Source organism: Comamonas sp. HJ-2 (assembly GCF_053615495.1).
In genome coordinates, this window is record NZ_JBSIFD010000017.1 from 68,383 (window position 1) to 82,999 (window position 14,617).

The window sequence follows — 14,617 nt, forward strand, 5'->3', positions numbered from 1 at the left end:
GTAGGTTCTGTCTTGTCTTTGTGTGCGCCTTGCATGTCTGTTCCCCTGCTCCCGCTTATCGTCTGGCCCTGGCAGCAGTTGCCGGCGCGGAGGTTCCAGTGGTCACGCCCTTGAGTCGCAAGGCATAGCCGTCTTCGTAACGCAGGTCTGCAGACTCCAGTGCTGCAGCCGAGCGCTTGTATTGAGAGGTGATCTGAGGCAGCGTGCGCACAAAGCGCTGCACGCGCTGCAATATGTCTTCGGTCGTGCCGCCGCCCAGTTCCAGCAGCGCATCGTTGTCCAGCACCAGCGTCCAACTGCCACGCGCATCCAGAGTCAGGCTGTCCAGCGCCACATCGAGTGGCTTCAAGGCCGGCTCCAGCGCTCGATACATCTGCAGAACACGCGGTGCCGATCCCTCGGGGCCTTGCAGACGCGGCAGACCTTCGCGGTCCAGTTCGCCCAGATTGGCTTCAAACACTTCACCGGCCTTGTTGACCAGACCGGTACCGGTCTCAGCCCCCCAGAAGGCTTCGGCCACATGCTCCTTGAGCGCCACGCGCAAGCCGTTCGGATATTCGCGGCGCACCTGCGCCTCCTGCACCCAGGGCACTTGCTCGAATGCGTGCTGAGCCGCCTTCAGGTCCACCGTGAAGAAGTTGCCTTTGAGCACTGGCGCCACATTGGCGCGCAGCGTCACGGCGTTGTTATGCACCAGCTCGCCTTCCACCACGATGCGACCGATATTGAAGGCCGGAGTTCGCATCAACCACCACCCCACGGCCATCACGCACGCCGTCAAGCAGCCCATGAACATCACCGTGGCAGTGATGTTCATGAGCTTGACGTCGAACGGGACGACGGCTGTGGGCTGGTTGCGGTTCATGGCTGCTCCGCTTCTCCATCCAGCGTGCTCATGGCCAGGATGCCAAGGCACAGGTTTTCGTAGCTCACGCCGGAAGCGCGCGCAGCCATGGGGACGAGAGAATGCCCCGTCATGCCTGGAGAGGTATTGATCTCCAGCAAGAAAGGCTTGCGGTCGCTGGCGCGAATCATGATGTCGGCACGCGCCCAGCCACGGCAGCCCAGCGTACGGAAGGCTTTTTCCACAATGCGCTGGATCTCGGTCTCCTCGGCAGCCGGCAGGCCGCTAGGGCAGTGGTACTGCGTGGTATCTGTGAAGTACTTGTTCTGGTAGTCGTAGTTGCCTTCGGGCGCAACGATTCGGATCACCGGCAGCGCACCGGCCTGGGCACCCGTGCCCAGCACGGGGCAGGTGGTCTCGTCACCGGCAATGAACTGCTCGCACAGCACTTCTGCGTCGTACTGGGCCGCCAGCTCGTAGGCCTTGGCGCATTCGTCGGCATTCATCACCTTGGTCAGGCCGATGCTGGAGCCGTCGCGTGCGGGCTTGACGATCATGGGAGCGCCCAGGGCTTCCAGTGCGGCGCGGGTTTCAGCGGCCGAGGCGACCATGCGCCAGTCCGGCGTGGGCAGTCCTTCAAAGCGCCAGATGCGCTTGGTCATGATCTTGTCCATGGCGATGCTGGAAGCCATCACGCCCGAACCCGTATAGGGAATATCCAGCAACTCCAGTGCACCCTGCACCGTACCGTCCTCACCGTAGCGGCCATGCAGCGCGATGAAGCAGCGGTCAAAGCCTTGCACCTTGAGCTGCTCCAGCCCCTGTTCGGCAGGGTCGAACTTGTGGGCATCGACACCCTTGGACTGCAGTGCGGCCAGCACACCAGCGCCGGACATCAGCGAGACCTCGCGCTCGGACGAGCGACCGCCCATGAGCACGGCGACCTTGCCCAGTGCCTTCACGTCGATATTTGTACCAAACATGCTCATTGCGCGCTCCCTGCGGGCGCAGCCAGCTCTTGTTTCTGAAGCATTTCAACCAATTTCCCAGGCACGGCGCCAATCGATCCGGCCCCCATGCACAGCAATACATCGCCCGCTTGCGCATTGGCAGCGATGGCTGCCGGCATATCGGCAATGTTTTCCACAAATACAGGCTCGACCTTGCCGGCCACACGCAAGGCGCGAGCCAGGGATCGACCGTCGGCAGCCACGATGGGTGCCTCGCCCGCGGCATAGACCTCGGCCAGCAGCACCGAGTCGGCGCTGCCGATGACCTTCACAAAGTCCTCGAAACAGTCGCGTGTGCGGCTGTAGCGGTGTGGCTGGAAGGCCAGCACCAGGCGCTGCCCCGGGAAGGCACCGCGTGCCGCAGCCAGCGTGGCTGCCATTTCCACGGGGTGATGACCGTAGTCGTCGATGACGGTGAAAGTGCCGCCATTGGCAGCCGGCAGTTCGCCATAGCGCTGGAAACGCCGTCCCACGCCCTTGAAGCCTTCCAAGGCGCGCAGCAGCGCCTCGTCGGAAATCTCGAGTTCCATGGCCACCGCCACGGCAGACAGGGCGTTGAGCACGTTGTGCTCGCCGGGCAGACTCAGCACAACCTCCAGATCGGGGTAGCTCTGGCCGTTCTGGCGGCGCACGGTAAAGCGCATGCGACCGGCTTCGGCACGCACGTTCACGGCGCGCACCTGGGCATCTTCGGCAAAGCCGTAGGTCGTGACCGGACGCGCCAGCTTGGGCAGGATCTCGCGCACGGCAGGGCTGTCGACGCAAAGAATGGCGCGCCCGTAAAACGGCATGCGATGCAGGAAATCGACAAAGGCCTGCTTGAGGCGGCCGAAGTCATGGCCGTAGGTTTCCATGTGATCGGCGTCGATATTGGTGACGACGGCCATCACAGGCAGCAGATTCAGGAAGGAGGCATCGGACTCGTCGGCCTCGACCACGATGTAGTCGCCCTGGCCCAGCTTGGCATTCGCACCGGCGCTGTTGAGCTTGCCGCCGATCACGAAGGTGGGGTCCAGACCGGCTTCGGCCAGCACACTGGTCACCAAGCTGGTGGTGGTGGTCTTGCCATGCGCCCCGGCAATGGCGATGCCCTGCTTGAAACGCATCAGCTCGGCGAGCATCAGCGCACGGGGAACCACAGGAATCTTTTTCTCGCGCGCAGCCAGGACCTCGGGGTTGTCGCCCTGCACGGCCGTGGATGTCACCACGGCATCGCTGCCGTCGACGTTCTCGGCCGCATGACCGACAAAGGTCTTGATGCCCAGGCCCGCCAGGCGGCGCAGCGTGGCGCTGTCGGCCAGATCCGAGCCTGAAATGGCGTAACCCAGGTTGTGCAGAACCTCTGCAATACCGCTCATGCCGGCGCCGCCAATACCGACAAAGTGAATGTGATGAATGGCGTGTTTCATGCTGCCAACTCCTCACAAGCGGCGACCACCTTCGCGGTGGCATCAGTCTTTTGCATTTTCTTCGCGAGTTCAGCGCGCTCCAACAGCGTCGCACGCTGCATATTTTGTAGCATTTCCGCCAACCCTTGGGCGCTCAAAGTACTTTGCGGCTGTAACCAACCGCCACCAGCATCCACGAGGAAGCGGGCATTGCTGGTCTGGTGGTCATCCACCGCGGCAGGGAAGGGCACATAGACCGCTGCCGCCCCTACAGCGGCGATCTCGGTCACGGTGCTGGCACCGGCACGGCAGACGACGAGATCGGCATCCGCAAAAGCCTTGGCCGTGTCATCGATGAAGGGAGTCAGCTCGGCCTGTACGCCTGCAGCCTGATAGTTGGCACGCAACGCATCGATCTGGGCCGTACCGCTCTGGTGCAGCACCACGGGGCGCTGATCGGCAGGCATCAGGGCCAGAGCCTGGGGCACGATCTCATTGAGCGCCCTGGCTCCCAGACTGCCGCCCACCACCAGCAGCTTGAGCGGGCCGCTGCGGCCGGCAAAGCGCTGGGCGGGCTCGGCCTGCTCCAGAAACGCTTGGCGCAGCGGATTGCCCACCCATTCGCCCTTGGCAAATACCTTGGGGAAAGCAGTGAACACTCGCTTGGCAACCTTGGCCACGACCTTGTTGGCCATGCCGGCCACGGAGTTCTGTTCGTGCAGCACCACGGGCACGCCCGACGCCGCAGCCATCAGGCCACCGGGCACGGTGAGGTACCCGCCCAGGCCGATGACCACATCGGGCTGCACGCGCTTCATCACGGCACGCGCCTGCGAGAAGGCCTTCGCCAGCCTGAACGGCAGTTGCACCAGGGTCTTGAGCCCCTTGCCGCGCACGCCGCCAAATTCGATCAGCTCCAGTGCAAAGCCCTGGGGCGGCACGATGCGCGACTCCATGGAGCCGGGCGCTCCCAGCCAGTGCACATTCCAGCCGCGCGCACGCAGCTCCTGTGCCACGGCCAGACCGGGGAAGATATGACCGCCGGTACCACCGGCCATCACCAGTGCCGTGCGTGGCTTGTTTGGCTTGATGAGCAGGCTCATGCGTGGCCCCCCTTCATCAGCAGCTTGTTTTCGTAATCGACTCTGAGCACCACAGCTATCGCAATCAAATTCATCAAAATGGCCGAACCGCCAAAACTCATTAACGGCAGAGTCAGGCCTTTGGTTGGCAGGGCGCCCAAATTCACACCCATGTTGATAAAGGCCTGGAAGCCCATCCAGATCGCCACGCCCTCGGCCACCAGCCCGGCAAAGACACGGTCCAGCGCGATGGCCTGACGGCCGATCAGCATGATGCGGCGGGTCAGCCAGAAGAAGACGGCAGCAATCAGCAGCAGGCCGACCAGACCAAATTCTTCGCCGATCACAGCCAGCAGGAAGTCGGTATGCGCTTCGGGCAGCCAGTGCAGCTTTTCCACGCTGCGGCCCAGGCCCACGCCAAAGATCTCGCCTCGCCCGATGGCAATCAGCGCATGCGAGAGCTGGTAGCCCTTGCCCAGCGCATGCTTCTCATCCCAGGGATCGAGGTAGGCAAAAATACGTTCGCGGCGCCACTCCGAGGTGGCGATGATCATGCCGAAGGCCAGCACCACCAGCAGTGCGATGATGAAGAACATGCGCGCATTCACGCCGCCCAGGAACAGAATGCCCATGGAGATCACGACGATCACCATGAAGGCCCCCATGTCTGGCTCGGCCAGCAGCAGCACGCCCACCACGACCACAGCCAAGCCCATGGGCAGCACGGCGCGGAAGAAGCGCTCCTTGACCTCCATCTTTCGCACCATGTAATCGGCCGCGTAGATCAGGATGGAGAACTTGGCCAACTCGGAAGGCTGGAAGTTCATGATGCCCAGCGACAGCCAGCGCCGCGCGCCGTTGACCACCGTGCCCACATGCGGGATCAGCACCGCCACCAGCAACACAATGGAGATCAGAAACAGCTTGCGCGCCACCTTCTCCCAGACATTCATGGGCACCTGGAAGGCCAGCAGCGCGGCCACAAAGGCCATGCCTATCGACATGGTGTGGCGCAGCAGAAAGTGATAGGGCTCGATCTTGCCGAAGCGCGGGTTGTCCGGCATCGCAATCGATGCCGAATACACCATGACCAGACTCCAGGACAGCAAGGCGATGACGACCCAGATCAATGCCTGATCCAGCCCCAGTACGCTTGCCGGAGTACGGGTGGGACGGTCGTACAGCGGCCCGCCTACGCGCACGGGCAGCACGTCGATGGGCCTTTCCTCTGCGCTGCGGAACCACGAGCGCATGCGGCCGGAGAGGCTGGTCAGGAAGGCGGCTGTCATGCGCCGTCCTCCAGTTGCTGGCCGGCTTCAAGCGCCAGCTCACGCACCGCTTCCACAAACTGGTGGGCGCGGTCCGCATAGTCCTTGAACATGTCCATGCTCGCGCAGGCCGGCGAGAGCAGCACCGCATCATTGGTATGAGCCAGACGCGCGGCCTGCTGCACGGCATCCTGCATGCTTGCAGCATCGACCAGGGTCACGCCGGTGTCGCCAAGCGCCTCGCGAATCAACGGCGCATCCTGGCCGATCAGCACGGCCGCGCGCACATAGCGCGAGACGGGAGCGGCCAGCGGCGTAAAGTCCTGGCCCTTGCCCAGACCGCCCAGAATCACCACGATGCGGTGGTCCGGCCCCAGGCCCATGAGGGCCGCCACGGTGGCGCCCACATTCGTGCCCTTGCTGTCGTCAAAGTATTCGACATCGCCCACCCGGCCCACGGGCTGCACACGGTGCGGCTCGCCCCGGTATTCGCGCAGGCCGTAGAGCAGCGGTGCCAGCGTGCATCCCGCACCGGTCGCCAGCGCCAGGGCCGACAGTGCATTGATGGCGTTGTGGCGGCCGCGTATGCGCAGCGCATCGGCGGGCATCAGGCGCACGATGTGCAGATCGTCGGCGTTCTTGCCCTTGCTGGTTTCGTCGGCCTCATGGGCGCGCACCAGCCAGGTCATGCCGTTGACCACCTCCAGACCGAAGTCTCCGGGGCGGCGCGGCATGTCGCCGCCAAAGCTGACATGGGCACGCTGGAAAGTCTTGCCGCGCTTGCCGGGCACCGCCACGGGCGCTGGCAGCATGGCCATGACGACGGGGTCTTCGCGATTGAGGACCATCAGAGCCTGCTCGCCAAAGACATGGGCCTTGGCATCGGCATAGGCCTGCATGCCACCATGCCAGTCCAGATGGTCCTGGGTGATATTGAGCACCGTGGCCGCCGTGGGCTCGAATCCGCGGCAGTCGTCGAGCTGAAAGCTGGACAGCTCCAGCACCCAGGCCTGAGGCAGAGTCTCGGCATCGATGCGAGCAGACAGGGTGTCGAGCAGCGAAGGACCGATATTGCCGGCCACGCCCACGCTCAATCCGCCATGCTCCAGCAGCTGACCGGTCAGCGAGGTGACCGTGGTCTTGCCGTTGGTGCCGGTGATGCCCAGCACCTTGGGCGCATAGCCATGGGCTTCGCGCAGGCCCTTGAGCGCAAAGGCAAACAGATCCAGTTCGCCGCCCGTGGGCAGGCCGATGCTGCGCGCGGCATCGAAGACCGGGGCAACGCTGGCCGGGCTCAGGCCCGGCGAACGATAGACGGAACTCAGGCTCTGGCCATCGACCAGAGCAGCCGTGAATGCGCCGGCAACAAAGCGCACGCCGGGCAGTTCGGCCTGCAGCGCAGGCAGATAGGGGGGGGCTTCGCGCGTGTCGGCCACCGTGACCTCGGCACCGGCACGCACGCACCAGCGTGCCATGGCGATGCCCGAGATGCCCAGACCCAGAATCAGCACGCGCTGGCCCTGCAGGTGCTGGGCCGCGCCTTGCGGCCAGTGCACGGGGACAGGTGGCAGCTCCACCACTGCTTCCAGCTCGGCTTCGGGCTGCGACTCGACCTCGGTCACTTCGGCATCGGCCGCATCGGAGATGCTGGGGTCGGCAAAAATCTGTGCCACGAAGGCGGCCGCGTCCCTGGCTGCCGTCAAGGTGGAGATATCGGGCACCGGCTCGGCGTCCAGCGTCTTGGCGATGATGGCAGGCGCTTGCATTTCAGGAGCTTCTGGCGCTTGCTCCTGAATCATTTCAGACATATTTTCATCTGAAATGCTTTGCATATCAGCGATAGGCGCTTGCGTTTGCATAGCATCCACAACCGCATCCGGCTGCAGAACCTGATCATCGAGCTTGAGGTCTTCGTCTTGCATGGCGACTACCTCAGCTTCAGGGTGGACAGGCCCAGCAGGCACAGCAGCATGGTGATGATCCAGAAGCGGATCACGACCTGGGTCTCCTTCCAGCCACTCTTCTCGAAGTGATGGTGCAGCGGTGCCATCTTCAGCAGACGGCGGCCCTCGCCATAGCGCTTCTTGGTGTACTTGAAGTAAGTCACCTGCAGCATCACCGAGATGGCTTCCGCCACAAAGATGCCGCCCATCACGGCCAGCACGATTTCCTGGCGCACGATCACGGCAATCGTTCCCAGAGCAGCGCCCAGAGCCAGCGCGCCCACGTCGCCCATGAAGACCTGGGCGGGATGTGCGTTGAACCAGAGAAAGGCCAGACCGGCACCCGCCATGGCGCCGCAGAACACCATCAGCTCGCCCGTACCGGGGATGCTGGGGAACAGCAGGTAGCGCGCATAGGTGGCGTTGCCGGTCACATAGGCGAAGATGCCCAGGGCCGTGCCGACCATGATGACGGGCATGATGGCCAGGCCATCGAGGCCGTCGGTCAGGTTCACGGCATTGCTGGCGCCCACGATGACCAGATAGGTCATGACGATGAAGCCCAGCACGCCCAGCGGATAGCTGACTTCCTTGAAGAAGGGCACCATCAGGCCGGCCTTGGGCGGCAGGTCCATGGAAAAGCCCGACTGTACCCAGGAGACGAACAGCGCGAAGACCTCGGCATTGCTGTTCTCGGAGATGCAGAACACCAGGTAAAGGGCGGCCAGCAGACCGATGACGGACTGCCAGAAATACTTCTCGCCCGAGCGCATGCCCTCGGGGTCCTTGTTGACGACCTTGCGCCAGTCGTCCACCCAGCCAATCGCGCCAAAGCCCAGCGTGACCAGCAGCACGATCCAGACAAAGCGGTTGGACAGGTCAAACCACAGCAAGGTGGATACGGCAATCGAGAACAGAATCAGCACGCCGCCCATGGTCGGCGTGCCGCTCTTGACCAGATGGGTCTCCATGGCATAGCCGCGCACGGGCTGGCCGATCTTGAGCGCGGTCAGCATGCGGATGGCCTTGGGACCTATCCACAGGCCGATCAGCAAGGCGGTGACGGCGGCCAGCACGGCGCGCAGCGTCAGGTACTGGAAGACGCGCAGAAAGCCGAACTCCGGCGAGATACCCTGCAGCCATTGAGCCAGCATCAGCAGCATGCGGCCTCCTCGCAGTTGCCCTGCTTCTTGTCTGCACAGGCCTCAATGCTCTGCACCACTTGCTCCATCTTCATGAACCGCGAACCCTTGACCAACACGCTACCTACCTTGGGTAAAACTGCGCACACCGCCTGCTCAAGGGCGGACATGCTATCAAAATGCCTAGCTCCGCAGCCAAAGGCAGAGGCCGCAAACGCGCTCTGGTCACCCAGAGCAAAGAAATGGGCAATACCTGCCTGCTGCGCCAGCGCGCCGGCCTCGGCATGGAACTGCGGGCCGTCATCGCCCACCTCCCCCATGTCGCCCAGCACCAGCAACTGCGGTGCGGGCAGCTCGGCCAGCACCGCAATGGCGGCGGCAACCGAGTCGGGGTTGGCGTTATAGCTGTCGTCGACCACCGTGACGCCTTGACCCTTGATCTGCACGGCCAGCGCGCGCGAGCGGCCCGTCACAGGCTCGAAGCCGGAGAGTCCCTGTGCAATGGCAGGCAAAGGCACACCGGCAGCATGGGCGCAGGCAGCCGCGGCCAGTGCGTTGCGCACGTTGTGGCGGCCGGCAATATGCAGCTGCACGGCAGCCACGCCTTGCGGGGTGTTCAGTGCAAAGCTCCAGACTCCATTGGCCCAGACCACATCGCTGGCAAAAACCTGAGCCCCATCAGCAGCCTCGCCAAACATCAGGCTGGGGCGGCCAGCGCTCAGTTCGGTCCACAGCGGCGTGTACTCATCTCCGGCGGGGAAGATGGCCACTCCGTCCTTGGGCAGAAAGCGCAGCACCGATCCGTTTTCACGCGCCACCGCCTCCACCGTGCCCATGAACTCCTGGTGTTCACGTTGTGCGTTGTTGACCAGGGCCACCGTGGGCTGGCCGATGGCAGCCAGCTCGGCAATCTCGCCGGGGTGGTTCATGCCCATCTCCAGCACCGCAATGCGATGCGCGTCCGTCATGCGCAGCAGATTCAGCGGCATGCCTATGGAGTTGTTGAAATTGCCGCGCGTGGCCAGTGCTGCCTCGCCCTGCCCGCCCACATGCGCGCGCAGAATGGACGCGATCATTTGCGTGACCGTGGTCTTGCCATTGCTGCCGGTCACGGCAATCAAGGGCAGATCGAACTGCGCACGCCATGCTCGTGCCAACGCGCCCAGTGCCAGCAGCGTATCCGGCACTTCGATGCCGGCCATGCCTGCAGCCTCCAGCCCATGGCTGGCAATGGCCGCCACAGCACCGGCGGCCTGCGCCTGAGGCAGAAAATCATGGGCGTCAAAACGCTCGCCCTTCAGGGCCACGAACAAGTCCCCGTTCTGCAACGTGCGCGTATCGGTGTGCACGCGTGTCAGCTCCAGCTGGCCGTTGCCGACCAGACGGGCTTGGGGGATATGCGTCTGGATCAGCTCCAGCGCTTTTGCCAGGGTCATCATGACCGAATCTTTCCTTCGCGGGCTGCGAGCGCCTTCTGCGCCTCAGCCATGTCGGAGAACGGATGGCGCACGCCCTTCGTCTCCTGATAGTCCTCATGTCCCTTGCCGGCAATCAGCACCACGTCGCGCGCATCGGCACGGGCAATGGCTTGGGCAATGGCCGCCGCGCGGTCGGCCTGAACATGCAATGCCTGGCCCGCCTGCATGCCGGCCAGGATCTGGTCGATGATGCTTTCGGGCACTTCACTGCGCGGGTTGTCGCTGGTGACGAAAACGCCGTCGGCATGCGCCTGGGCGGCCTGCCCCATCAGCGGACGCTTGCTGTTGTCCCGGTCGCCGCCGCAGCCGAACACGCACCACAGCTTGCCCTGGCGCTGCCGCGCGGCGGGCTGCAGCGCGCGCAAGGCTTTTTCCAGCGCATCGGGCGTATGGGCATAGTCCACGGCCACCAGAGGCTGACCGGGCTTGACGATCTGCTGCATGCGACCGGGCACGGGCTCCAGATCGGCGCAGGCCTGCACGGCCTGCTCCAGCGTCAGGCCCAGGCAGCGCAGGGTGGCCAGCACCCCGAGCAGATTGGAGACGTTGTACTGACCGACCAGACGCGTATTCATGCGCAGGCTGTGACCGGCTTCCAGCACGGTAAAGCTCAGACCCTCGTCGCCCAGACCGATGTCCTTGGCCTGCAGGCGAGCCGGTCCCTGGATGGAGACGCTCCACACATCCATGGCGCGGCCTTGCAGCCTGGCCCAGAGCCTGGCGCCATGCGCATCGTCGATATTGACCACGGCGGCCGGCAGGCCGGGCCAGTCGAACAGTTGGGCCTTGGCCTGCCAGTAGGCATCCATGCTGCCGTGGTAGTCCAGGTGGTCCTGCGTGAAATTGGTGAACAACGCCACGCGAATCTTGCTGCCGTCCAGACGGTGCTCGACGATGCCGATGGACGATGCCTCGATGGCACAGGCGGCAAGACCCTGGTCGGCGTAGCTGCGGAACGCGCGCTGCAGCAACACCGGGTCCGGCGTGGTCATGCCTGTCGACTCCAATGCAGGCGGCACGCCCACACCCAGGGTGCCCACCAGCGCACAGCCGGTGCGTGTGTTCAGCGTCACTTTCGAGAGCGCATGCGCCAGCCACCAGGCTGTGGTGGTCTTGCCGTTGGTGCCGGTCACGGCCAGCACGTCGAGCTCGCCACTGGGATGTGCAAACCATTGGTCGGCAATCAGTCCCGTCGCGGCCTTCAGGCCCTTGAGAGCTGCAATGCTGTCGCCGCTCAGATCGAAGACCTGCAGACCGTCGGCCTCCACCAGCACGGCGGCGGCGCCCTGCTCCAGAGCCTTGCCCACATAGGCTCGGCCATCAGTGGCAGCACCGGGCCAGGCGACAAAGGCATCGCCGGCCTTGACCTTGCGGCTATCGGTCTGCAGGTCACCCTGCACGCGACTGCGCAGCCAGGCAACGGCCTCGGCTGCATTGTTCAGGATTTGAATGGGGGTGCTCATAGCACAGGCTCCTCAGCGGGTGCAGCCACGATCTGAGGCTTGACTTCCTTGTCGGGCTGAACGCCCATGAAACGCAATGTCTGCTGGACCACGTCCGCAAACACCGGGCCGGCCACCGTGCCACCGTAGTAGGAACCTGCCGTCGGCTCGTCCACCATCACGGCCACGATGATGCGCGGCTTGTCGATGGGAGCAATGCCCGTGAACCAGGCCCGGTACTTGCCAGCGGCATAGCTCTTGCCCACCTGCTTGCGGGCAGTGCCCGACTTGCCGCCGATGGTGTAGCCCTCGGCCTGGGCCTTCTGGCCGGTACCGCCTGGGCCTGCAGCAAGACGCAGCATGTGCAGCACCGCCTCGGCGTTTTCCTTGGAGATCACACGCACGCCCACCGGAGGCTCGTTCGTTTTCAGAATCGTCGAGGGAATGACATTGCCGTCGTTGGAGAACACGGTGTAGGAACGTGCCATCTGGAACAGCGAGGCCGACAGGCCATAGCCATAGGACATGGTGGCCTGCTCGATAGGCTTCCAGGTCTTCCAGGCACGCAGACGACCCGAGACCGCGCCCGGGAATTGAATCTGCGGCTTCTGGCCGAAGCCCAGCGCACTGAAGTACTCCCACATTTCCTGAGGTGAGAGCTTTTGCGCCACCTTGGTCGCGCCCACGTTGCTGGACTTCTGGATCACGCCCTCCACCGTCAGCGCGCCGTAGTTGTGCGTATCGGTGATGGTGGAGCCCGTCACCGTGTAGCGGCCGGGTGCGGTATCGATGATGGTGCTTGGCTTGACACGCTTGAGCTCCAGGGCTGCGGCCACTGTGATGGGTTTCATGGTCGAACCCGGCTCGAAGGTATCGGTCAGCGCGCGGTTGCGCAGCTGCTCGCCCGTCAGATTCTTGCGATGCCCCGGGTCGTAGCTCGGATAGTTCGCCAGGGCCAGCAGCTCGCCGGTGTGCGCATCCATGACCACCACGCTGCCTGCCTTGGCCTTGAAGGTCTCGACCTGCTGCTTGAGTTTCTGGTAGGCGTAGTACTGGACCTTGCTGTCGATGGACAACTGAATATCCTGCCCATCCTGCGGCGGCACTTCATCGCCCACGCCCTCCACCACGCGGCCCAGACGATCCTTGATCACACGACGCGAGCCAGCCTTGCCGGCTAGTTCCTTGTCGAACGCCAGCTCCATGCCTTCCTGACCATGGTCTTCCACATTGGTGAAGCCCACGATATGCGCCGCAGACTCCCCTTCGGGATACTGGCGCTTGTATTCCTTGCGGTTGTAGATGCCCTTGATATTGAGCGCCACGATCTTCTGGCCCACATCCCAGTCCAGCTGACGCTTTACCCAGACAAAGGTCTTGTCCTCGACATCCAGCTTCTCCATCAGGGAGCGCAGCGGCATGTCCATGAGGCGCGCCACTTCCTTGAGCTTTTGCTGGACCTCAGGGTCCTTCAGATCCACGTCCTCGGGAATGGCCCAGATACTGGCCGCCGGCACGCTGGACGCAAGAATCAGGCCATTGCGATCCAGCAAACGGCCACGATTGGCCGGCAGCTCCAGAGTGCGCGCAAAGCGCACCAGGCCCTGACGCTTGAAGAAGTCGTTGCCGAAGACCTGTACATAGGCTGCACGCGCGCCCAGGCCCACAAAACCCAGCGCCAGCGCAGCCACGATGAACTTGCTGCGCCACAGCGGTGTTTTCGAAGCCAGCAAAGGGCTGGTGGTATAGAGCACGCTGCGTGTCATTGCGCAGTTCCTGCAGCCGTTTCATGCACGTACTGCGTAATGGCCTGAGAAGCCTGCTTCATCTGCAGCTTTTCGCGCGCCAAGGTCTCGATGCGCTGAGGAGCGGCCTGGGCACGCTTTTCCACCTGCAGGCGCAGTTGATCCGTCGCCAGCCGACGTGCCTCTGCCTCGGCGCGGTCCAGCTCGGTGAACAGGCGACGCGACTCATACTGGGTATGCACCAGAAAGATGGCGCTGGTCATGACCGCCAGCAGCAGCAGCAGGTTTATGCGCAGCATGGCAGCCCTCCCGCAGCCATGCTCGGAGCGGCATGGCGATGCATCATGCAGGCACCTCGGTGCGCTCGGCGACGCGCATCACGGCGGAACGCGAACGGGGATTGGCATCCACCTCGGCAGCACTGGGCTTGATGCGCTCCAGCGCCTTCAGACGCATGGGCGTGGGAGGCGCAAACGGTGCACGGCGGTCGTAGACCTCCTTGGAATGCTTGGCAATGAACTGCTTGACGATGCGATCTTCCAGCGAATGGAAGCTGATCACGGCCAGACGGCCGCCGGGAGCCAGCACGCGCAGACTGGCTTCTAGCGCTTGCTCAAGCTCCTGAAGTTCGGCATTGATGAAAATCCGAAGAGCCTGGAAGGTCCGTGTTGCCGGGTTTTGCCCAGCCTCGCGGGTCTTGACCGCGCCAGCCACGAGTTGGGCCAGTTCGGCAGTGGTGCGTAATGAGCCCTGGCTTTCGCGCCGAGCAACAATCGCCTTTGCAATGGGGCCAGCAAACCGTTCTTCGCCGTAGTCACGTATCACCTCCGCAATCTGCTGCACTTCCGCATCTTCGAGCCACTCGGCCACGCTCTGACCACGCGTGGTGTCCATGCGCATGTCGAGGGGGCCGTCAAAGCGGAAGCTGAAGCCCCGGTCCGGGTTGTCGATCTGGGGCGAGCTCACCCCCAGGTCCATCAACACCCCCTGCACACTGCCTTCGGGCAGTTCGCCAAGATGGCGAAATCCTTCATGCCGAATCGAAAAACGCGCATCGGTGATGCGCGCCGCCTCAGCAATTGCGTCCGGGTCTTTGTCGAACGCGATCAAGCGCCCGTCCGGCCCCAGCCTTTGCAAAATGAGCCGGGAATGACCGCCTCGACCGAACGTCGCATCGACCCACTGGCCGGCAGGCGGCTTGGCGGCACCACCCAGCAGGGCGTCCACGGCCTCGTCCAGCAAGACGGTGATATGTTGCAACGGCTGATTCACAAG

The 14,617-nt window shown here is 63.7% G+C and carries 12 protein-coding genes; all 12 read right to left on the minus strand.

Annotated features, from left to right (window positions below):
- Positions 1–55: 55 nt before the first annotated feature.
- From ACWGXF_RS15220 to rsmH, 12 genes are read right to left on the minus strand one after another with little or no spacing between them, the layout of a single operon-like run.
- Complete coding sequence (locus ACWGXF_RS15220; RefSeq protein ID WP_003068968.1) at positions 56–865, minus strand: cell division protein FtsQ/DivIB; 810 nt, start codon at positions 863–865, stop codon at positions 56–58.
- Positions 862–1,833, minus strand: a complete 972-nt coding sequence (locus ACWGXF_RS15225) for a D-alanine--D-alanine ligase (protein ID WP_256628570.1) — start codon at positions 1,831–1,833, stop codon at positions 862–864. Before ACWGXF_RS15225 ends, ACWGXF_RS15220 begins: the two co-directional genes overlap by 4 nt.
- A complete protein-coding gene (murC, locus tag ACWGXF_RS15230; protein WP_003068975.1) occupies positions 1,830–3,263 on the minus strand; it encodes a UDP-N-acetylmuramate--L-alanine ligase in 1,434 nt (477 codons plus the stop codon). The genes ACWGXF_RS15225 and murC overlap by 4 nt, the downstream gene beginning before the upstream one ends.
- Positions 3,260–4,345: an undecaprenyldiphospho-muramoylpentapeptide beta-N-acetylglucosaminyltransferase gene (gene murG, locus ACWGXF_RS15235; RefSeq protein ID WP_003068977.1), complete on the minus strand. Its 1,086-nt coding sequence runs from the start codon at positions 4,343–4,345 to the stop codon at positions 3,260–3,262. The genes murC and murG overlap by 4 nt, the downstream gene beginning before the upstream one ends.
- A complete protein-coding gene (ftsW, locus tag ACWGXF_RS15240) occupies positions 4,342–5,613 on the minus strand; it encodes a putative lipid II flippase FtsW (RefSeq protein ID WP_012839829.1) in 1,272 nt (423 codons plus the stop codon). Before ftsW ends, murG begins: the two co-directional genes overlap by 4 nt.
- Positions 5,610–7,514 (minus strand): UDP-N-acetylmuramoyl-L-alanine--D-glutamate ligase, encoded by a 1,905-nt coding sequence (gene murD, locus ACWGXF_RS15245; protein ID WP_256628571.1) that lies wholly within the window; start codon positions 7,512–7,514, stop codon positions 5,610–5,612. The genes ftsW and murD overlap by 4 nt, the downstream gene beginning before the upstream one ends.
- Positions 7,515–7,519: 5 nt before the next feature.
- The gene (gene mraY, locus ACWGXF_RS15250; protein WP_003068985.1) at positions 7,520–8,698 is read right to left on the minus strand and encodes a phospho-N-acetylmuramoyl-pentapeptide-transferase; all 1,179 of its coding nucleotides are present in this window, start codon (positions 8,696–8,698) and stop codon (positions 7,520–7,522) included.
- Entirely contained in the window at positions 8,689–10,116 is a 1,428-nt protein-coding gene (locus ACWGXF_RS15255; RefSeq protein ID WP_452102069.1) for a UDP-N-acetylmuramoyl-tripeptide--D-alanyl-D-alanine ligase, read from the minus strand. Before ACWGXF_RS15255 ends, mraY begins: the two co-directional genes overlap by 10 nt.
- Entirely contained in the window at positions 10,113–11,618 is a 1,506-nt protein-coding gene (locus tag ACWGXF_RS15260; RefSeq protein ID WP_452102070.1) for a UDP-N-acetylmuramoyl-L-alanyl-D-glutamate--2,6-diaminopimelate ligase, read from the minus strand. Before ACWGXF_RS15260 ends, ACWGXF_RS15255 begins: the two co-directional genes overlap by 4 nt.
- The gene (locus ACWGXF_RS15265) at positions 11,615–13,363 is read right to left on the minus strand and encodes a peptidoglycan D,D-transpeptidase FtsI family protein (protein ID WP_003068995.1); all 1,749 of its coding nucleotides are present in this window, start codon (positions 13,361–13,363) and stop codon (positions 11,615–11,617) included. Before ACWGXF_RS15265 ends, ACWGXF_RS15260 begins: the two co-directional genes overlap by 4 nt.
- Positions 13,360–13,641: a cell division protein FtsL gene (gene ftsL / locus ACWGXF_RS15270; protein WP_003068998.1), complete on the minus strand. Its 282-nt coding sequence runs from the start codon at positions 13,639–13,641 to the stop codon at positions 13,360–13,362. Before ftsL ends, ACWGXF_RS15265 begins: the two co-directional genes overlap by 4 nt.
- 43 nt (positions 13,642–13,684) lie before the next feature.
- Positions 13,685–14,614, minus strand: coding sequence for a 16S rRNA (cytosine(1402)-N(4))-methyltransferase RsmH (rsmH, locus tag ACWGXF_RS15275; protein ID WP_256628574.1), 930 nt, complete (start codon positions 14,612–14,614; stop codon positions 13,685–13,687).
- Positions 14,615–14,617 lie beyond the last annotated feature (3 nt).